We start from the raw sequence: 20,384 nt of genomic DNA on the forward strand, positions 1-20,384 counted from the left end.
GGCTCCGCCCCGAACCCCGCCGGGGGGGATAATCCCCCCCGGACCCCCGTATTTCGTGACACGGTGCTTCGACCATGACCATCGCCCCACGCCTCCTGCTTCTGTTTGCCGCGCTGACCGGCCTCGGTCTGTTCCTCTCCCGCCATGCCCCCCTCTCGGAAACCGAGGGCCGGTACCAAACCGCCGTCGTCAAACGCGGTGACCTGATCCAGACCGTCACCGCCAACGGGGTCATAAACCCCGTCGGCTTGGTCAACGTCGGCACCCAGGTCTCCGGCACCGTCAAACGGCTGCATGTCGATTTCAACAGCCGGGTCAAGGAGGGCGACCTCCTCCTGGAACTCGACGACGCCCTGCTGGCCGCCCAGGTGCGGCAAAGCGCCGCCAGTCTGGAAAACGCCCGCTCCTCCCTGGAACTGGCCCTGGCCAACGAAAAACGCCAGAAAGCCCTTTTCGAGCAGGAGTTCATCTCCCGGCAGGAGATGGATCAGGCCCTCCAGGCCCGCAAAAGCGCCGCCGCCCAGGTGGCGCTGGCCAAAGCCCAACACGAAAAGGATCGCGTCAACCACGCCTACACCGCCATCCGCGCCCCCGTGGACGGCGTGGTGGTGGATCGGGTGGTCGATGTCGGCCAAACCGTGGCCGCCAGCTTCCAAACCCCCACCCTGTTCAAAATCGCCCGCGACCTCTCCCATATGCAGATCAACGCCAGCTTCGCCGAAGCCGACATCGGCCAGATCCGCGAAGGTCTGCCGGCCCGTTTCTCCGTGGACGCCTTCCCCAACCGCTCCTTCGAAGGCCAGGTGCGCCAGGTGCGACTCAACGCCACCATGGTGCAGAACGTGGTCACTTACGATGTGGTCATCGGCGTGGACAACCCCGACCTCTCCCTGCTGCCCGGCATGACCGCCATGGTCAATCTGGTGGTGGCCAAACGTCCCGACGTGCTGCTGCTGCCCAACACCGCCCTGCGATACCGCCCCAAGGAGGCGGAGAGCAAACCGGCGACGGAATCCCGCCCCCGCAAACGGGAGGGACCTCTCTCCCCGGTCCACCTCCTGGAACAGGGTAAACCCAAACGGGTGGAATGCCGCCTGGGTCTGACGGACAACCGCTTCACCGAACTGCTGTCGGGCGAGGTCAGCGAGGGAGCCGTCATCATCACCGGGGAAAACCGCGACGAAGGCGACGCCGCCCGCGGCAAACCCCACATGCGCCTCTTCTGAACGGCCATGACCACGGAAAACCTGATTCGCACCGAAGCCCTTGGCAAGACCTATTCCTCCCCCGCCGGAGATTTCATCGCCCTGCACGGCGTCGATCTGCAAGTCGCCCGAGGGGAGTTCGTCGCCATCATGGGGGCCTCCGGTTCGGGAAAATCGACCTTTCTGAACCTGCTGGGCTGTCTGGATACCCCGACGCGCGGCCACTACTTCCTGCAAAACCGGGATATGGCCCGGCTCGGTCCCGACGGGCGCTCCCAGGCCCGCAACCATCTCATCGGCTTCGTCTTTCAAGGGTTCAACCTGCTGCCGCGACTGACTTTGGCGGAAAACGTGGCCTTGCCCCTGGTCTATCGGGGAACCAAACGCCGGGACCGGGAACAGCGCGCCCGGGAAGAACTCGGCAAGGTGGGTCTGGAAACCCTGGCCGACTCCTACCCCAATTGCATTTCGGGCGGCCAGCAGCAACGGGTGGCCATCGCCCGGGCTCTGGTCACGGAGCCCTCCCTGATTCTGGCCGACGAACCCACCGGCAATCTGGACAGTCGCACCAGCGAGGAGATTCTGACCCTGTTCGGCGGGCTGCACCAAAAGGGCATCACCCTGATCCTGGTCACCCACGAGCCGGATGTGGCCCGTCACGCCCAGCGACTGATCCGCTTTCAGGACGGTCGCATCATTCAGGATGAACCCATCGGGGAGGCCCGTGTTTAGTTTTCTCTTCGCCGAAGCCTGGCGTTCCCTGGGAGCCAACCGCCTGCGCACCCTGCTGACCATGCTGGGCATCGTCATCGGGGTGGGGGCCGTCATCCTCATGCTGGCGGTGGGTCAGGGGGCGCAACAAGCGGTCAACCAGACCATCTCCTCCATGGGGTCGAATCTCTTCATCATCCGTTCCGGGGCCCCCAGCAGCAGCGGCGTGCGCGGGGAAGGCGGCTCCATGCCCACCCTCACCGTGGAGGACGCCGAAGCCCTCGCCACCCTGCCCAGCCTCGATGTGGTGGCCCCCGTCCACTTCGGCTCCGCCCAGGTGGTCCACGGCTCCCTGAACTGGAACACCTCGGTCTACGGCGTCACCCCCTCCTTTCTGGCGGTGCGCTCCTGGAGCCTCGCCTCCGGATACCCCTTCGGCGACAGCGACGTGCGTTCCGCCACCCGTGTGGCCATCCTGGGACGAACCGTGGTGGAAAACCTCTTCGGCGAGGCCGATCCCCTGGGCCAAACCGTGCGCATCAAACAACAACCCTTCCGGGTGGTGGCCGTCCTGGGCCAGAAGGGCCAGAGCCTCGACGGCCGGGATCAGGACGACACCATCCTCATTCCCCTCTCCACGGCGCAACGCAAGCTCTTCGGCACCCCTTTTCCCGGCACCGTGCGCATGATCATGGCCCGCGCCATCTCCGAACCGGCCATGGACGAGGCCGAAAAGGCCATGAAAAACCTGTTGCGCCAGCGCCACCGCCTCCGCGAACATCAGGAGGAGGACTTCACCCTGCGCAATCTCACCGCCATCGCCTCCTCCGCTGCGGAAACCACCCGCATCATGTCCATGCTGCTGGGGGCCATCGCCTCCATCTCCCTGGTGGTGGGCGGCATCGGCATCATGAACATCATGCTGGTCTCCGTCACCGAACGCACCCGGGAGATCGGCCTGCGTCTGGCCGTCGGCGCCCGCCAGAAAGACATTCTGGGCCAGTTCCTCCTCGAAGCCATGCTCCTCTCCATCCTCGGCTGCTCCCTCGGCGTGGCTCTGGGCATGGGCTGCGCCCAACTCCTGGAAAACGCCATCGAGTTCGAGGTGGTGGTCACCGGCATGTCGGTTTTGATCGCCTTCTCCGTGGCCGGCGGCGTCGGCATCCTCTTCGGCTTCTATCCCGCCCTGGCCGCCGCCCGCAAAGACCCGGTGGAGGCCCTGCGCCACCAGTAAACGCGCCATCTCCTCATATAGGCCTCCCGAAATCCGCAATCCGTGATATGATAGGCGAGAGGTGAATCGCATCGCCGGGAGTGTCGCCGCTCGTGTAACTTGCCGAGAGTATTCAGGAGGCCTTTCCATGTCATCCACCACCTGTTCTTCGCCGCCGGGAGAGACGTGGTGATCCGGTTTCCGGCAACAACGCTTCCGGGGCTGGCTTTCCTGTTGTTTCACCCCCTCCCCCTCCAGGCCGGGGAAGAGCCCCAATGGCGCGTCAACGGCTACGCCACCCTGGGCATCAGTCACGACAACAGCGAAAAGGCCGCTTTTATACGGGATCTCTCCCAGCGCCCGCAAAATCATGTGGAAACTGACACTTCCGCCCGCACCGACACCCGCTTCGGGCTGCAAGCCTCCTTCAGCTTCAATCCCGAAGTGGAGCTGGTGGGCCAGGTGGTGTTGCGGGATCAGGCCGATCACCATTGGTTGCGTTACCTCGATCTGGCCTTTCTGAAGTGGCGCCCCCTTCCCGCCTTCGAAACCCGTCTGGGGCGCGTCGGATACGACATCTTCCTGATGTCGGATCACCGCAACCTTGGCTACGCCTACCCCTGGGTGCGCCCGCCGACGGAGTTCTACGGCTGGATTCCCATGTACGCCGTGGACGGCTTCGATGCCCGTTACACCGTGGACGACTGGCGGCTCACGTTCCAGGCCGGACACGGCGCCCTGGGCTTCACCATGGGGCGCGACAGCGTCTATCCGTTCCACAGCAACCGGGTCTTCAGTCTGATCCTCTCCCGTGAAAATGGCCCCTGGCGTCTTCAGGCCGGCACCTCTCACATCATTCCGGAAAACGATCCCGCTCCCCTGGAGCCCCTGCTGGCCGGACTGGGCGCGGTTTCCTCCGCCAACCCCCCCGGCATTGGCGCCGAGGCACGGGAACTGGCCCGGCAGATGCGCTACGGCGGAACCCATGTGCATTACACCACTCTGGGTGCCTCCTACGATGAAGGCAACTGGTTCCTTCAGGGCGAGTTGGGACGCATCGACACCTCGGCGGACATGGTTTCCAACGGCGACATGGGATACCTCGGAGCCGGCTATCGCTTCGGATCCTGGATGCCCTTCCTCCTGTTCAGCGCCATCCGCCCCCACGGCGACCTCTACCAGGGCCAAACCGACTGGAGCCGCATCGGCCTGGCAGACCTGCAAACAACCGCCCTTCTGACCCTCAACTCGACCCGGTTCGATCAGGAGACCACCTCGGTGGGGCTGCGCTGGGATATCACCTCCCGCCTGGCTCTCAAGTTTCAACTGGACTCCATTCACATCCATCCCTACGGGTACGGATTGTGGTACAGCCAACCCACCGTGGCCGAACGGGAGCGCCCACTTCGGGTCAATCTCCTGTCGGCCACGATGGATTTCGTCTTTTGAACGGCATGAAAGCGCCCTTTGCCCTCCTCCTCCTGCCGCTGCTGGTCCTCGCAAGCGGCGAGGCCCATGCGGATATCGCCGTCATCGTGCATCCCGGCAACCCCGTTTCCACCCTGGAACCCTCCCATCTCTCCGATCTCTACCTGGGACGACGACGCACCTTTCCCGACGGGAAACACGCCACCGTTCTCGAACAACCCCGGGAAAGCGCCCTGCGTCGCCGTTTCTTTCAGGCGGTCAACGGCATGTCCCTGATTCAGGTCGATACCTTCTGGGCCCGTCTGATTTTCAGCGGGCGCGTCCTGCCTCTGCATACCCCCGGCGATTGCGCCCGCATCCTCTCCAGCGTGGCCGACACTCCGGACGCCATCGGCTACGTCGATGCCGCACTGGAAAAACCGGGGGTCAAAACCGTCAAGCTTCTCCCGGAATGAGCGTCATGCCCTCCTCGCCACCGGCAGTCGGTAGACGATGACATGAACATCACCCGACTCGAACGCCGTCTCGCCATTCAGGTCAGTCTCGGGATGTTTCTCTTCGCCATTCTGGCCGGAACCTTCACCTATGTTTTTCTCTTCCGCCATGAACAACTGGAGGTCGACACCCTGCAGCAACAACTGATCCGGACCGTGTTGTCCCAGGCCGAGGTGGGCATCTACGCCAGGAACGAGCCCATCGCCCAGGACATTGCGGAAGGTTTATTGGGCAATACCATCTTTCTGGCGGTTCGCATCGCCTCCTTCGATGATTTCCAGTACGAAGCCCGCTCCATCCCCTCCCTGACCCCGGTCTGGACCATCAGCTATCCCCTCTATTCCCCGGTAAACCGCCAGGAGAAGATCGGGGTGCTGCAGGTCATGCAGAACCGGGAGAAAATCGATCGGGAAGCCAAGGTCCTGGCCATTCACGGGGTGCTGCTGATGTATCTCCAGTCCCTCATCGCCGCCGTTCTGGTGGTGGTCGTTTCGCGACGACTCCTGAGCCGGCCCGTGATCCTCCTGGTAGCCCGACTGAAGGAGATCCTTCCGGGAGGGGGCGTGCGTCTGCCGCCCGACCCCGACCATCCGGCGGACGAAATCGCCCAACTTCAGGAGAGCATCAACCGGCTGCTGGAGGCCAGCGACGACGCCCTTCGGCAGGAGCGCCTGCTGCGGGGGCATCTGGGAGAAACAGTGGAGGCTTTCGAGCGGCAGAAGGTCTTTCTCGAAACCGTGCTGGACAATATCCAGGACGGCATCGTGGCCTGTGACGAAACGGGCAGACTTTTTCTGTTCAATCGCGCCACCCACCTCATGCACGGCTTGGAAATCAAGCCGCTGCCCGCAGAGGAGTGGGCGGGCCATTACCATATCTTTCGCGCGGACGGCGTCACCCCCATGCCCAAGGAGGAGGTTCCTCTCTTTCAGGCCTTCATGGGGCAGGAGGTTCATAACCAGGAATTGGTCATCATTCCCCGCCCTCATGTTCAGTTGCTTCTTCAGGCCAATGGGCGGCCCATGTACGATGCCAGGGGAAACAGGCTGGGAGCCGTGGTTTCCCTGCACGACATCACGGCGCAGAGACAGGCGGAAAAGGAGATTCTCAAACTCAATCAACTCCTGACGCAGCGGGTCAACCAGCAGGAAGGGGAACTCCGGCTGGCCACGGCGGAAGTTCGGGGTTTGGCGGAACGTCTCGACAACGCCGAAGAGGCCGAAAAGCGCAAAATCGCCGTGGAGATTCACGATGAACTGGGCAGTCTGCTCACCACCCTGAAACTCAAGATCAAACTGTTGGCACAGGGTATCGATGCCGCCTCGTTGCAGGAGACCGATCAGCTCATCGACCAGGCCTTCGCCACGGTGCGTCATATCGCGGTTTCGCTACGCCCGCCGCTGCTTGACAAATTCGGCGTTCAGGCCGCCCTCTCCTGGCTGGCGGAGAACACCCGCCGCCACAGCGGACTCGATTGTCAACTGGAGGAGGGCGGCGAGGAGATCCACTTGAATGAAAAGGATCGCACCGCCATTTACCGCATTTGTCAGGAAGCTCTGACCAATGCGGTGCGGCACGCAGGGGCCAGCGCGGTGCGCATCCGGTTGTATCGGGAGAGGGGGCAGGTGGTATTGACGGTGGAGGACAATGGCCGGGGCTTTGATCCCGAAAAACTTTCCCCCCACGCCCTGTTTGGTTTGGAAAGCATGCGGGAGAGGGCCTTGCGGCGGCATGGCCGATTGACGGTGGAGAAACGGAGCGGGGGTGGAACCCGTATCGTGACGGTCCTGCCGATGGACGAGCCCCCGACGGTCTCGGGGCAAGTGACAGGCCTTGAGTGAACGCTTGTCTTGAATCGGGTGTGGAGGAGTGCCATGATAAGGAGGCTTGAATCCGGCAGATACAGAGTTACGACCCATGCGCTACGATACCACCCTCAAGGATCTTTTTCACGAACCACCGCAGACCCTGCTGCGACTCCTGGTGGGCAAAAGGGGGGTGGCCCTGTGGCCGGTGGAGTTTCCCTCCACCATGAAACGCATTCCGGACTTGCTGTTCGAATTGGACGATCTTTCTCTTTTGCATCTGGACCTGCAGGGCGCACCGGAGTCCATGGACTGGCGCATGCTGATGTATTTCGCTTTCATCCGGCAACGTCACCCCGACCGGGTGGTGGTGCAGAAAGTGCTCTATGTCGGCATGTACCCCTGGAAACCTGCGGCGATCATCCGCGAACCAAACCTGTTCTTCCGTTACGACGTCATCGACATTCGGGATATCGATTGCCAGGAAATGCTCGCCAGCGCCAGTCTGGAAGAGAATATTCTGGCGGTGTTGTGCCGCATGGACAACGGACGCAACACCATTCGAGAGATTTTGCGGCGCATCGATCGCCTGAAACCCAAAGCGCGAGCCGATGCCCTGACCAAATTGGTTATCATCTCCGGCTTGCGCAAACTGGAACTGACCGTTCAAGAGGAGGCCGACAACATGGCTATCACCGTGGATGTGATGGAAAACGCTGTTCTGCGCAATCTGTTCCTGAAAGCCCGACAGGAAAGTGAACGGGAAGGCGAACAGATCGGACAACAGATCGGACAACAGATCGGACTGCAAAAAGGCAAGATCGATATGCTGCTCGAACTGCTGCAGGAACGTTTCGGGGCCGTGCCGGAAGGAGTGAAAACCCGGTTGGCGGCAGCGGATGCCGATACGTTGAAGGCGTGCGGCAAGCGCCTTTTCACCGCCGAGAGCATCGACCAGATCTTTTCGTAGCCGGGATCACCCCATATTGTGGCTTATGGCATAGCGCACCAACTCCGCCGTGGAGCCTTCGATACCCAGCTTCTCCTTGATGCGACGGCGATAGGTGGTCACCGTGCTGGAGGAGAGATGCAACTCCTCGGCAATGCGGGATACCGTGGCGCCCTTGGCGATCATGTGCAGAATGGTGCGTTCCTGGGGCGACAGCAGTTCATGAGGCTCCCGGTTCGGCTGGTCGATCAGCTTGAAAGCCAGCTGTTCGTGCATCTCCTCGGAGAGATACCGCTTGCCGGCGGCCACCAACCGGATGGCCTTGAGCAGATCCTCCCCCAGGCTCTGTTTGTTGATGAAGCCGTTGGCGCCGGACTGCAACAGTTTAAGAGCCAGGTAACTCTCCTGATACATGGTCAGGATCAGGATGGGCAACCGACTGCCCCGTGACCGCACCTGACGCACCACTTCCATGCCGTCCATATCGGGCAGATTGACGTCCAGCAGGGCCAGGTCGCACTGTCCATCCATGATCAAACGCACGGCATCATGACCTGATCCAGCTTCACCGACGACCTTCATATCGTGTTCATTGCGAATAAGCGAAGATATACCGTCTCTAAGAACGCCATGATCATCAATAATTACTATTCTTATCATCTGAACAACTCCCATCAAATATTTCCAAATTGTCACTATTTTGCCGACAAATAATACACTTTCTTGCCGATTGTTCGGCGCTCAACCCATCCCCATAATGGCAGCCCGAGAGTGAGCCGGATCAGAATAGAGAGAACAAAAAAATAAAACAACCAATATTTAAAAAAATCGATTAAACGTCCACCCTCCTCCGGATCCTGACAGCGGAAGAGCTGCAAGGACAAACGCGCTAGTTGTTCTGTTGGGTTCTTCACTCCCTGTCTCGCCGAAGGCACTCCATATTGAGTGCTTCACAGCGCCCCATATAGAGTGGCGTTCGGCGAGACAGGATCTTTTCAACCACACACCGGCCCCCCTCCCAACCGATCCGTTCCGCATCTGCCGGTCAATCCGACGGGAAACGCTCCCTGATTTCCAGAATGGCGCCATTTTCGTACAAAGCGGCGAAGGCATCGGTCATGATGGGATCGAAATGGCTGCCGGCGCCCCGGCACAACTCCATCATGGCCTCCTCCGGGGTCCAGGATTTCTTGTAGGGACGCACGGATACCAGGGCGTCGAAGACATCCGCCACCGCCACCAACCGCGCCGAATAGGGAATGGCTTCGCCCGCCAACCCATACGGATACCCCGCGCCGTCCCAACGTTCATGATGCCCGCCGGCGATCTCCCGCGCCAGTTCGAACCCCGGCCTCTCCCCCAGAATGCGCAAGCCGATCTCGGGATGCGTGCGGATGACCAGCATCTCCTCCGCCGTCAGACGCCCCGGCTTTTGCAATACCGCATCCGGAATGCCCAGCTTGCCGACATCGTGCAGCGTGCTGGCCAGGGCCAGCTCTTCCGCCCGTTCCGCCTCCTCCCCCAGCATGCGGGCCAGGGAGCGGGTGTAATGGGCAATGCGGTTGATGTGGTTGCCGGTCTCCCGATCCTTGTACTCCGAGGCGGTGCCCAGAATGAACACCGTCTGCCGGTTGGCCAGGTGAACCTCCTGAAACAGGCGCTGGCTCTCCAGAGCCGCCGAACACTGGTTCACCAGAACCTGCACCAGCTGGCGCTCCGCTTCGGGAATGCCATCCTGGCCGCCGACGCTCAAATAGATGAAGCCCACCCGCCATCCCCGGCTGATCAGGGGGAACAACCCCTCGCCCCGCTGCAGCGGCAGGACCCCCATCTCCTGATGCAGCAGGGCGTGCAGCCGCTGGATGGTCTCCTCCTGCAGGGCGAGATCCTCCCGAAACCGGCCCGTGCCGCAGCGAAAACGCATGCCCCCGTCCGGGCTCTCCAGACAATCCGCCACCAGGAAATGCCACTCTCCGGAACGCGCCCCGCCGCTCTGGCAGCGATTGGCCATGCGACACAGGTCCAACAACTGCTCCAGCACCCCCACGAAGAGAGCGGTCAACCCCTTGTAACGAAAGAGTACCGGCGTTCCGTCCAAGACCCTGGTCAAACCATGGCGATGTTTTTCCAGATGGCACAGATCGCGATAGGCCTTCAACCCGGTACGTACCGTGGTGAAGAGTTTCTGGGCCGTCAGTTCGGTCTTTTCCTTGTAATCGTCGATATCGAAATGTTCGATGACGTAGCGTTCCGGGGCCACGCCGGGCTGACCGGTGCGGATCACCAGTCGGATGAGGTGATCGCCCGACTCCTCCCGGATGTGACGTACCAGTTCAAGGCCGGCGTCAGGGGTCTCCATGACCACGTCGATCAAGGCCAGGGCAATATCCCGTTCCCGTGCCAGCAGTTGTCGGGCCTCGGCGGCGGATCGGGCGGAGAGGATCTCCAAACCCCGACCATCGAACTGAAATCCCGACAGATTGAGCTGCGTCACGGCGTGAATGCCCGGCTCGTCGTCCACCACCAGCAGACGCCAGGGTCGGGAAACCGTCGGCCCGGTGGCGGACGCGGCGTCCGTTGCCCCGACGGCGCGCCGTACAATGCGTTTCCGGTTCTCCTCGCTCATTTCGCCTCCCTGAATCCATCCATCAAGCGCGACAGCGTGGCGGGAAAACGAACCGTGAAGCAGACCCCCTCTCCCGGTTCGCTGCGCAGGTGGATGGCGCCCTGCAATTGGTTGCGCACAATGTTGTAACAAATATAGAGACCCAACCCCGAGCCGCCCCGCTCCCGAGCCGTGGTGAAGAAGGGATCGAAGGCCTTGGCCACCACGTCGGCGGTCATGCCCCGTCCATCGTCACGGTAGTCGAGGTGCAGCATCTCCTCCTGCAGGGAGGCTTCGATGCGAATGGTGCCACCGCGTTTGCCGTCATCGAAACCGTGACGGTGGCTGTTCATCAGGAGATTGGTCAGCAACTGCCCCATCAATCCCGGCTGCCCGAAAATCTCCAGCTCCGGCGGGCACTCCCAGGTGATGGTGATCGGGCTGCTTTTGAAGGCGTTGTGTACCGAAACCAGCACATCCTCGATGACATCGCAGACGTTGAACAGACGTCGCTCTTCCGAGGCCTGATCCAGGGTGGTGCGCTTGAAACGGGAGACGATCTCCGCCGCGCGAAAGAGATTGGTCATGCCGAGACCAACCGCTTCGCGGGCCATGGCCACCTCCCGGTCCAACAGATCGCCATCGACCTCTTCCCCCTGTAACATCTGCTGAATGCGTCCCATCACCTCGGGAAGCTGAGAGAAGGAACCCACCGCGATGCCCACCGGGGTATTGACCTCGTGGGCGAATCCGGCCACCAGCCGCCCCAGGGAGGCCATCTTCTCCACATGGATCAGCTCTTCGCGGGTGGTTTCCAGATCGTGGATGGTCTCCCGCAACTGGTCGTTGGCCTGTTGCAGGCTTTCGGTGCGCAGGGCCACCATGGCTTCCAGATGCTGGCTGTGACGCAGGATGGCGACCTTCATCTCCTGCAGATTGGCGGCGAGCTGGCCGATTTCGTCACTGCCGGAGAGCAGGATGACCCGTTGATGATCCCCCTGGGCGATGCCTCGGGCTTGTTCGGCCAGGATACCGATGGGACGGGCGATGGAACGGAAGAAGAGCGAGGTGATGCCCAGGAGAAGCACACCCAGCAAGCCCCCCAGACCCAGTATCAGGGTGGTGCCGGATTCGATGGCCGTTTCCTGAAGCTGCGACTGAACGGGGCGCTGCCGTTGCTGATCCTCCTGCAGGCGGTCCAGATTGACGAAGATCTCTCCGGAAACCCGGCGGAACTCCGCCATGGCCTGGTAGCGATCCCAAACCAGAACCCCGGTCTGACGGAACAGGGCGTGATACTCCCGGAGATCCTCCAGATCCCGCTCCCGTGCGGTCGGGGTGAGATCGGGACGCTTCTCGATGTACTCCCTGACGAGGCGGTACTCCTGTTCGAACTTCTCCTGATAGGCGGGTTCCAGCCGCATGAGGAAGTCTTTTTCGTGGCGGCGCATCTGCAGCAGACTGGAGAGTTCCCGGTACCGCTCCTCTCCCCGGAAGACCCCTTCCAGGCGATGGGCCACATCGCGAAAGCGCCCGTGCAGGCCGCGGCTTTCGTTGTAGCCGATGCTTTCCGTCAGATCGAACACCTGCTCCGCGCTTTCGGCCATGCGGTCGATCTCGTGACGCAGGCTCCAGGGGCGGGAGGCGGGCTGACGGGCCAGTTCCGCCTCCAACTCCCCGATGCGGGCCCGGGTATCGCCGATGAAGCCCTGGCAGGGCTCCTTGCGGAAGTGTCGGCCGTCAAAGTTGTGCACACAGTTGCCCACCCGGTAGAAACCCAGAATGATGGTGCGTGTCAGAAAGTCGATATCATCCGTCAATTTTTCCGCCTGGCGCATGCGGTGCCAGAGCTGATGGTGATAGAGGAAGAGAGCGCCGAGCAGGAGAAAGGTGGCCAGGATCAGGGTGAAAATGGTGCGCAGTTTGGCCCGAATGGTCACATGAGAGAGCCCCCGGAGGTTCATCCACCGGGAGTAGGTGGTTTGTTCACACGAATTCGACTGGGTGGCTGCCGTGGCAAGATTGACCATCGTCCCCTTTTATACAAGTAAAATATGTTATTATCTTTTCCCTTTGCTCCGAAATTTCTGTTACATTAGGTGAAACAAGAATAAATTGCACCTGTTTTTTTGAACTTTTCAGACGGATAGTGCGGATTCCCGGAAGAGTTTGGATTGTCACCATTTTTTGACATATTTTCGGCGCAAATCTTATCGGGAGAGGTCGGCGCCGGGGAAAAAAGGCGTCAAAATCAGGCAATTTTCCGACAAAGCCAAAATCTTGGCGTGCAATTTGCTAATTATGGGTACCCCCCCCGGAAGGATTTTGTAAAAAACGTGGAGAGTTCCTTGTTGGGAAGCGGGGATTGCCGTATCGTGCGTTGGTAATTTGACATCCTGATGGATCAGGGCAAGGCATAAGGAGAGTGCTGTGTACGGTATAATCGGCAACGCCCCGACTATGCAAAAACTGTATCGGTTGATCGAGCGGGTTGCCGCCACCGACGCGACCGTACTCATTCAGGGAGAGAGCGGAACCGGCAAGGAGTTGATCTCCCGGGCCATTCACGCCATCTCCCCCCGGCGGGATCAACCGCTGATTCCGGTGAACTGCGGAGCCATCCCCGAAGAACTCCTCGAATCCGAACTATTCGGACATGTGCGCGGCGCCTTCACCGGAGCCGCCCACCAGCGGGACGGTCGCTTCGCCCTGGCCCACGGCGGCACCCTCTTCCTGGACGAGATCGGGGACATGTCCCCCAAACTCCAGGTCAAGATGCTGCGCGCCCTGCAGGAGAAGGTCATCGAACCCGTCGGCGCGGTCAAATCCCAGAAAGTGGACGTGCGGGTCATCGCCGCCACCCACAAGAACCTGGAAACCGAAGTCGCCGCCAATCGCTTCCGGGAAGATCTCTTCTACCGCCTCAACGTGGTGCCCCTGCACGTTCCCCCCCTGCGCAACCGCCAGGAAGACATTCCCGTTCTGGTGGAATACTTCCTGGAAAAGCTGCATCGGGAGCGCAACCGGCCCATGCTGCACCTCTCCGATACGGTGATGGACACCCTGCTCGACTACCATTGGCCGGGCAACGTGCGCGAACTGGAAAACCTGGTGGACCGGCTCACCATCCTGGTGGAAGGGGACGTGCGTCTCTCCGATCTGCCGGAGAAGATCCTCAACAGCCAGGGCCCCATGAATACCTCGGCCACGGCGGCCAACATCATTCCGGCCAGCGAATTCCGCGTCGATTTCGAATCCCAGGAGCAGGTCGATTTCAATCAGGAGGTGGAAACCTTCGAGAATCAACTGATTCTGACCGCCCTGCAACGCACCGACTGGAACAAGAACAAGGCCGCCCGCCTGCTCAATCTGAACCGGACCACCCTGGTGGAGAAGATCAAGAAAAAGGGTCTGGAGAGGCTGGAGGGTTGATGTGGGCCGAACCTTGCGCGCTCTGTGGGCTCTGCTCTTCTGCCTGTGGGTTCCCGCTCTCCAGGCGGCGGGCAATCTGGAATACCTGGTGATCGAATCGGGTCGCCGGGAGGAGTTGCGTTTTTATATTCCACCGGATACCGAGCCCCCACAGGGCAACATGGTCTCCCCCAATCGCCTGCAGGTGGCCATCCCCGGACTGCTGGCCCTGCCCTTCTCCCATATCGACCTGATGCGCAGCCAGCTCATCGAGCGGTTTCAGGTGGAAGAGCGTCCCGCCGGCGAAATGGGCATCTTCTTCAATCTGGACCTGAGGGAACCGATGCTGCAGTACCGGGAGTTTCTGGAGGAGCCGCTGGCCAAGGAGACCCGTGGTCTGCCCAGGGGCTCCCGCCAGTATCGCCTGGTGGTGGAACGGCCTCCCCTGCCCAAGGCAGCGGGAAGCACCCTGCTGCAGGAAAATCTGGTCATGCCCGGTCGGGACGGCACCTTGCTGGTCTTCTCCTTCACCGGCGCGGGCCGTTACGAACAATCCCTGGACCTCAACGGCCACCTGGCCCGCCTCACCTTTCCCGGAGCCCAGTTCGAACGGGGCTGGCAGCCTCCGCCACCCTCGGGTTTGGTGGATAACCTGGTCGCCTATCAGTTCGCCGGCAAGGATCTGGAAGTCGAGGTCGGCCTGCACCCGGACGTGGGCAACGTGCAGTTTCACCACGATGCCACTTCCGGCACCCTGATCATGGAGATCGTGGCCAAAAACGGCCTGGGCCGCGGCAGCGAAGCCAAAGCCATTCTGGCCAGACGGGCCGAAGCCGTGGCGTCCGGGCACGTCCTGCCCCTGAATCGTCTGACCCCCTTCTTCCTTCCCCAGGCAAACACCGTGCAACTGGCGGACAAACCGGTCAGCGAAAGCTATTTCTGGGATACCGCGCGTAAAATGGATCGGGATCACCAGTTCCCCCGGGCGCGCAGCTACCTGGACAATCTGCTCACCACCTTTCCGGAAAGCCCCAACGCCGAAGTGGTGCGTTTTTACCGGATCGACATCCTCAGCCGCATGAACGTGCGTCCCGGCTGGCTGCATCAGGAGCTGTTGTCGGTCCTCTCCCGCTATCCCAACCATTACTACTATCCCCGCTACCGCATGCTGCTGCTGCAGACCTTGAACGACGGCAGTCTGTACGAGTCGGCCATCGGACTGGTGGACGATCCCAACCTGCCCCATCGCTCCCCGCTGGTGGAGCTGGAGCGGGGACGGGCCAACTTCGGACTGCGTCGTTTCGACGAAGCCACCTCCGCTCTGGAAAAGGTCGTCGAACTGGAGAAGACCGATACCCCGGCCAAGGCTCACGCCTATTATCTTCTGGCCCGCATCCAGGTTGAGAAGGGACATCCCGAAGAGGCGGCCAAACGGTTGGCGGAAATGCCCCGTGAAATCGCCACCCAGGTCTACAATCAACCGCGCATCCTGCTGGAGACGGCCCAGACCTTCGCCTCCGTGGGCAACCATGCCAAGGCGCTGGAATACTTCATCCATTTCCTCAATTTCTATCCCGGTGACGCGGAACGGGCCCCCTGGGCCCGGCTCGGCGCGGCGGTGGCCATGCGGCAAACCGGGCAGCCGCAGAGCGCCCTGACCCTGTTCAATCAGCTCCTGGTGGAGTACCCCGATTCCGAAGCCGCCTCCTGGGCCCGGGTCTACCGCCTGCAACTGCAGCCGGAACGCCCTCTCGCCGATCGTCTCAAGGAGCTGGACGAGTTTATCGGCAATGCCCCCTTGACCGGGGCCATGGTGGAAGCCTATATCACCAAAGCGGAGATGCAGGGCGACGCGGGGATGCATCGGGAAGCCCTCGATTCCCTGAACAAGCTGATGCGTTTCACCGCCATGGAGAGTATCGTGGCTCGTGCGGACCGGCTCAAACACCGTTACATGGTGGCGGGCATGGCCAAGGCGCTGCAAAGCGGTCGTCCGGAATACGCCGTGCTGCTGGCGGAATCCCATGGCAACGACTGGCGCGCCCAGCCGGAATATGCCGACGCCCGAACCCATCTGGCCGAGGCGATGCTGGCCATGGGAATGACCCGTGCGGCCCTCGATCTGCTGGATATGGCCCGGGACAACGGCAAGGCCCCGGACTCCCTGCGGGCTTTGGGCGAATCGCTGCTCATGGGCAACCCCCCCGATGTGGATCCGGCCCGCCTCACCCCGGAAACCGCGCGGGTACGGGTGGATCAGGCCCGACGGCTGGCCAACCTGGAACAGTGGGAAGGCATCCTGCTGTTGCTGGAGAAGGTGCCGGATGCGCTGCTTTCGGAAGAGGATCAGTCCGAGCGGCTGCGTCTCCTGGCTCGCGCCGAAGCCGGTCGGGGCCGTTTCCCCCAAGCTGCCGAGGCGGTGGAGAATCTTTTCTACAACCGTTCCGTGGGCGACGGTTACGACTACTTCTGGTATGCCAAACTGGTACAGGGTTGGAAGGGGGATCTCAAGGCCCTGCCGATCTTCCGCAAGGTGGCCGACGAAGCGACCAAACCCGAGTTTCGCGCCCTGGGCCAGATGCGCATCGGCGAAATTCTGCAACGGCAAGGGGATCTGCCCGGTGCCCAGGAGGCGTTTCGCCAGGCCGGCAGCGTCGATCCCCAGGGGCCCTGGGTCGGCATCGCCAGGGAGCATGTCGGTCAACTGGAACTGATGCAAAGCGAAGGCAAACCCAAGGCAGCCGGCAAGGACCGTTGACGACGGAATGGGCATATGAACGCGCAGAAGGAAATCGTACTCATCGGTGGTAGCGGACGGGAGTGGACGCGCTTCGAGGCACAGATCCGCGCCTGCCAGGTGGCCATTCGCAGTCTGAGCGACCTGGACAGCGCCAAAAAAGCGCTCCGGGAACAGCCCACGGCGCTGGTGATTCTGGCGGCGGAGGCGGTACCCGACGCGGTGACGGCGGTGCGGGATCTCACCTTTCTCTATCGCGGTCTGCCCATCGTACTGGCCACCACCGGCGGCAGCGTCTCCGAGGCACGGGAGGCCATCAACGCCGGGGCCGCCGATTACATGCTGCTGCCGGTGGAAGAACCCGTGGTGCGCACCCTGCTGGAGCGCTACGCCGACCAGTATTTCGATCCCGAACTGGGCCGGGGACGGCGTCTGATCACCGCGGATCCGGTCATGACCCGTTTGCTGACCCAGATTCGCCGGGTCGCCACCTCACGGGCCACCGTTTTGATTCAGGGTGAGTCCGGCACCGGCAAGGAGTTGATCGCCCGCTTCGTGCATCAGGTATCGGACCGCGCCGACGGGCCTTTCGTGGCCATCAACTGTGCCGCCCTGCCCGAAAACCTCCTGGAATCGGAACTCTTCGGTCATGCCAAAGGCGCTTTCACCGGCGCGGTGGCGGATCGCAAGGGCAAGTTCCAGATGGCCAACAACGGCACCATCCTGCTGGACGAAATTTCCGAAATGTCTCTCAACCTGCAGGCCAAGCTGTTGCGGGTACTGCAGGAGAGCGAGGTCGATCCGGTGGGCGGGCGCTCCCCCATCTCCCTCAACGTGCGGGTGGTGGCTTCCACCAACCGGGATCTCAAAGCCTGGGCCGCGCAGAAACTCTTCCGGGAGGATCTCTTCTATCGTCTGAATGTCTTTCCGGTGCATCTCCCCTCCCTGCGGCAGCGTCCCAAGGACATCCTGCCTCTGGCCGACCATTTCCGTCAGCGGTTCGTGAAAGAGCTGGGGCGCAGCGACATCCCCTTCTCCTCCGATGCCAAGGCGGCCATGGTCAGCTACGCCTGGCCCGGCAACATCCGTGAGTTGGAAAATATCGTGCATCGCGCGCTGCTGGTGGCCGAAGGCAACACCATCACCGCCTTCGATCTGATGATCGACGCCCCCCCGCCGGAGGCCACCGCCGTGATGGATGCCCTGGACGGGGATTCGATTCATCTTCCGGTGGGCACGACCGTGCGGCAGATGGAGGAGATTCTGATTCGCCGCACCCTGGACGAAGTGGCGGGCAACCGCACCCGGGCCGCCGAGCTTCTGGGCATCTCCATTCGCACCCTGCGCAATAAATTGAACGAATATGCCGGTCGTGTCGTTTAGGGTGGACTGCCTTCCGCGACGACTCCCTCTGGTGGGAGTGCTGCTGCTGGCTTTATCCGGCGGGCTTTCCGGGTGTGGCGACAGCTATTGGTCCCCACCCCCCGAGCTGGTGGCGGGAGAGACCGCCGCCGACACCCTGAAACGCTATTTGACACCGAAAAGCTACTGGCGAGCCAAGGTGGCTCAGTTGGAACAGCAAGCCGATCAGGCCGCCGAGGAGGCCCGCAAAGCCCGAAAGGCCTACTCCGAGGCCCTGACGCAACGCCGTGAGGGCATTCAAAGCGGCATGAAGCAGGCGCGTAAAAGCGGAGCCGATCTCTGGGCCGCACGACGCAAAGCCATCAACGAAAACCGGCAACACCACAAGGCCATGCAACAGCTCAGCCGCGAGTGGGGCCGCGAGTGGAAAATCCGCCTGGAAAAACTGAACAAGGCCTATCTGGCCCTGGATCAGGCCCCCTGGTAGGGCGTCATTCAAAGGAGTCTCACATGCCCGGCACCTTTCTGATGCGACTGCGTCTTCTTCTGGGCCTGGTAATGCTGTTGTCCGCTGTGGCCCTGTTGATCGCCACCCCCTCCTCCGACGATCGTCCCAAGCTTGAGGCGCTCTGGTCCTTGCAAGAGGAGATTGCGGAGCTGCACCGTCTGCATCAGGAACAGCGAAACCTTCTGGACCGGGCCGGGCACCACGCTCTTCGTCAGGCGGTGGACCGGGAAGCCGCCCTCGCCTTCAATGAAACTCTCGGGGCTCTGCGTCCTTCCCTGATGGCGCTGCAGACCGTGCGCAAGAAGGTGGCTCAGGAACTTGCCGAATTCACCTCCGCCTTTCCCGGAAAATGGGTCCAACCGCTGCAGACTCTGACCGACCGACTGAACAAACTGGAAGCCGACTGGAAGGTGGCCGCCGTGGAGGAGTCCATGGTGGCCCTCTCCCTGGGCAAAACGGTTCCGCCGCCGGGCAGCGAGGCGGCCTCCGGCAAACTCTTTGCCGAAGCCAGGTCCATCCTCGGGGAACTGGTTCGGGAAACGCTGGTGAGTCCCTTCCCTTCCGGTTTCCTCTCCTGGCTGCTGTTGCTGCTGGCCGGGCTGCTGGCCGGTTTCGGGGGCCATCTGCTGACGGATCGCTTCCTGGCCCGCATGAAAAACGGCAGTCAGGTTCTGGAGAGGCTCCTGGCGGGTGACGGCACGGCGCGGGTGGCCGATCTCGGCCACGATGAGCTGACGCCCCTGTTGCGGCGTCTCGACGCCTTACCCGGCGTGTTGCGTCGGGAGAGTGTTGCGGCGGAAACCCACTCAGCCCCGGTCACCCCACCCCCTCCGGTTGCGACCTCCGCCCCCGAACAGGAGCCCCCGCCCGCCTTTTGCGAAGTGGTGGTCTCCTTTGCCGAAACGGCCGTCGACATGGTTCGGGAGCTGGAAAAGCTGGGAGAGATCAGCAACCGTCTGGCCGATACGGCCCATCAGGTCTCCGACCGGTTGTCCGCGGCGGCCAGCAGCATGGGGCAGGTATCGGCGGCGACCGAAGAGGCCAGCACCAACCTGAACACCGTGGCGGCGGCTTCCGAGGAGGCGGCCACCAGCGTGGCCCATGTGCGGGAGGCGGCCCTCAAAACCAGCGGCAATCTGGCTGCGGTGGTCTCCGACTCCGAACACATGCAACGCTCTTTGGCGGGAGTGCGTCGCATCAGCGAAACGGCGCTGCGCGAGTCGGCCAAATCGATGGGCCTCTCCACCAAGGCGGGTGATGTCATGGAGCGACTGGCGGCCTCGGCCCGGGAGATCGGCAAGGTGGTGGAGGTGATCAGCAGCATTGCCGAGCAGACCAACATGCTGGCGCTCAACGCCTCCATCGAGGCGGCGGGGGCCGGCGATGCGGGCAAGGGCTTCGCCGTGGTGGCCAACGAGGTCAAGGAGCTGGCCAAGCAGACCGCCAAGTCCACGGAGTCGATCTCCACCCAGGTCGACGATATTCAGACCCACTCCCGCGACGTGGGCGAGGTTGTGGAGCAGACCAGCGATATCCTGGAACGGCTGGAAGGGGCCAATCGGGAGGCGCTGCAGGCGGTGGAGGAGCAGGGCAACACCATGGCGCGGGTGGCGCGGGCCATTGCCGAGGTCAGCGGCGAGACGGACGAGGTCTCCCGCCGGGTCAACGACTCCTCCTCGGGATTTGCCGAGGTTTCCCGCAACGTGGGGGAGATCAACGCCGGGCTGGCCGAAATCGCCCGTCATGCGGAAGAGTCCTTCAGCCATGTGCGTCAGGCCGAGGAAGAGGCTGCCCGCAATGCCCGCGAGGCCGCCGAACTGCCGGAGAAGGTGGCTCGCACCGTGGTCCGGGCGCAAACCCTGGCCCAGGAGCTGCGGCAGGTGTGTACCCGTATGGGGCGCTAGGGCGTGTTGACATTCACCATCTTTCGGCCCCTGGCCGCGTTGCAATCCGGT

At 62.2% G+C, this 20,384-nt stretch carries 15 protein-coding genes; 12 read left to right on the top strand and 3 right to left on the bottom strand.

What is annotated here, in order from left to right; all coding sequences use genetic code 11:
• Positions 1 to 74: 74 nt before the first annotated feature.
• The 7 genes from HQL56_09060 (at position 75) to HQL56_09090 (ending at position 7,827) form a co-directional block, all read left to right on the top strand.
• A complete protein-coding gene (locus tag HQL56_09060; protein ID MBF0309662.1) occupies positions 75 to 1,226 on the top strand; it encodes an efflux RND transporter periplasmic adaptor subunit in 1,152 nt (383 codons plus the stop codon).
• Between the two features lie 6 nt (positions 1,227 to 1,232).
• The gene (locus tag HQL56_09065) at positions 1,233 to 1,937 is read left to right on the top strand and encodes an ABC transporter ATP-binding protein (protein MBF0309663.1); all 705 of its coding nucleotides are present in this window, start codon (positions 1,233 to 1,235) and stop codon (positions 1,935 to 1,937) included.
• Complete coding sequence (locus HQL56_09070; protein ID MBF0309664.1) at positions 1,930 to 3,150, top strand: ABC transporter permease; 1,221 nt, start codon at positions 1,930 to 1,932, stop codon at positions 3,148 to 3,150. The genes HQL56_09065 and HQL56_09070 overlap by 8 nt, the downstream gene beginning before the upstream one ends.
• A 168-nt stretch (positions 3,151 to 3,318) precedes the next feature.
• The gene (locus tag HQL56_09075; GenBank protein ID MBF0309665.1) at positions 3,319 to 4,578 is read left to right on the top strand and encodes a hypothetical protein; all 1,260 of its coding nucleotides are present in this window, start codon (positions 3,319 to 3,321) and stop codon (positions 4,576 to 4,578) included.
• On the top strand, positions 4,575 to 5,012 hold the full coding sequence (locus tag HQL56_09080; GenBank protein MBF0309666.1) for a phosphate ABC transporter substrate-binding protein: 438 nt from the start codon (positions 4,575 to 4,577) through the stop codon (positions 5,010 to 5,012). Before HQL56_09075 ends, HQL56_09080 begins: the two co-directional genes overlap by 4 nt.
• 42 nt (positions 5,013 to 5,054) lie before the next feature.
• A complete protein-coding gene (locus HQL56_09085; GenBank protein ID MBF0309667.1) occupies positions 5,055 to 6,893 on the top strand; it encodes an ATP-binding protein in 1,839 nt (612 codons plus the stop codon).
• 76 nt (positions 6,894 to 6,969) lie between these two features.
• Positions 6,970 to 7,827: a hypothetical protein gene (locus HQL56_09090; GenBank protein ID MBF0309668.1), complete on the top strand. Its 858-nt coding sequence runs from the start codon at positions 6,970 to 6,972 to the stop codon at positions 7,825 to 7,827.
• Positions 7,828 to 7,833: 6 nt separating this feature from the next.
• Here HQL56_09090 and HQL56_09095 read toward each other — a convergent pair whose 3' ends face one another.
• From HQL56_09095 to HQL56_09105, 3 genes are all read right to left on the bottom strand, one after another.
• A complete protein-coding gene (locus HQL56_09095) occupies positions 7,834 to 8,466 on the bottom strand; it encodes a response regulator transcription factor (GenBank protein MBF0309669.1) in 633 nt (210 codons plus the stop codon).
• Positions 8,467 to 8,851: 385 nt separating this feature from the next.
• The gene (locus tag HQL56_09100; GenBank protein MBF0309670.1) at positions 8,852 to 10,432 is read right to left on the bottom strand and encodes a DUF3369 domain-containing protein; all 1,581 of its coding nucleotides are present in this window, start codon (positions 10,430 to 10,432) and stop codon (positions 8,852 to 8,854) included.
• Entirely contained in the window at positions 10,429 to 12,441 is a 2,013-nt protein-coding gene (locus tag HQL56_09105) for a HAMP domain-containing histidine kinase (GenBank protein MBF0309671.1), read from the bottom strand. The genes HQL56_09100 and HQL56_09105 overlap by 4 nt, the downstream gene beginning before the upstream one ends.
• 400 nt (positions 12,442 to 12,841) lie before the next feature.
• Between HQL56_09105 and HQL56_09110 the strand changes: the two genes are divergently transcribed.
• From HQL56_09110 to HQL56_09130, 5 genes are read left to right on the top strand one after another with little or no spacing between them, the layout of a single operon-like run.
• Positions 12,842 to 13,843 (top strand): sigma-54-dependent Fis family transcriptional regulator, encoded by a 1,002-nt coding sequence (locus tag HQL56_09110; protein MBF0309672.1) that lies wholly within the window; start codon positions 12,842 to 12,844, stop codon positions 13,841 to 13,843.
• A 1-nt stretch (position 13,844) separates the two neighbouring features.
• Positions 13,845 to 16,580 (top strand): tetratricopeptide repeat protein, encoded by a 2,736-nt coding sequence (locus HQL56_09115; protein ID MBF0309673.1) that lies wholly within the window; start codon positions 13,845 to 13,847, stop codon positions 16,578 to 16,580.
• Between the two features lie 15 nt (positions 16,581 to 16,595).
• On the top strand, positions 16,596 to 17,942 hold the full coding sequence (locus HQL56_09120; GenBank protein ID MBF0309674.1) for a sigma-54-dependent Fis family transcriptional regulator: 1,347 nt from the start codon (positions 16,596 to 16,598) through the stop codon (positions 17,940 to 17,942).
• Complete coding sequence (locus tag HQL56_09125; GenBank protein ID MBF0309675.1) at positions 17,932 to 18,408, top strand: hypothetical protein; 477 nt, start codon at positions 17,932 to 17,934, stop codon at positions 18,406 to 18,408. The genes HQL56_09120 and HQL56_09125 overlap by 11 nt, the downstream gene beginning before the upstream one ends.
• A gap of 23 nt (positions 18,409 to 18,431) precedes the next feature.
• Positions 18,432 to 20,333: a hypothetical protein gene (locus HQL56_09130; GenBank protein MBF0309676.1), complete on the top strand. Its 1,902-nt coding sequence runs from the start codon at positions 18,432 to 18,434 to the stop codon at positions 20,331 to 20,333.
• The last annotated feature ends 51 nt before the right edge of the window (positions 20,334 to 20,384 follow it).

Source organism: Magnetococcales bacterium (genome assembly GCA_015231925.1).
Classification (GTDB): Bacteria; Pseudomonadota; Magnetococcia; order Magnetococcales; family JADGAQ01; genus JADGAQ01.

Excerpts from the sequence above, each read along its gene's own strand:
- HQL56_09060 (MBF0309662.1), top strand. The coding sequence starts at position 75 with ATGACCATCGCCCCACGCCTCCTGCTTCTGTTTGCCGCGCTGACCGGC.
- HQL56_09065 (MBF0309663.1), top strand. The coding sequence starts at position 1,233 with ATGACCACGGAAAACCTGATTCGCACCGAAGCCCTTGGCAAGACCTAT.
- HQL56_09085 (MBF0309667.1), top strand. The coding sequence starts at position 5,055 with ATGAACATCACCCGACTCGAACGCCGTCTCGCCATTCAGGTCAGTCTC.
- HQL56_09090 (MBF0309668.1), top strand. The coding sequence starts at position 6,970 with ATGCGCTACGATACCACCCTCAAGGATCTTTTTCACGAACCACCGCAG.
- HQL56_09095 (MBF0309669.1), bottom strand. The coding sequence starts at position 8,466 with ATGATAAGAATAGTAATTATTGATGATCATGGCGTTCTTAGAGACGGT.
- HQL56_09100 (MBF0309670.1), bottom strand. The coding sequence starts at position 10,432 with ATGAGCGAGGAGAACCGGAAACGCATTGTACGGCGCGCCGTCGGGGCA.
- HQL56_09105 (MBF0309671.1), bottom strand. The coding sequence starts at position 12,441 with ATGGTCAATCTTGCCACGGCAGCCACCCAGTCGAATTCGTGTGAACAA.
- HQL56_09120 (MBF0309674.1), top strand. The coding sequence starts at position 16,596 with ATGAACGCGCAGAAGGAAATCGTACTCATCGGTGGTAGCGGACGGGAG.
- HQL56_09130 (MBF0309676.1), top strand. The coding sequence starts at position 18,432 with ATGCCCGGCACCTTTCTGATGCGACTGCGTCTTCTTCTGGGCCTGGTA.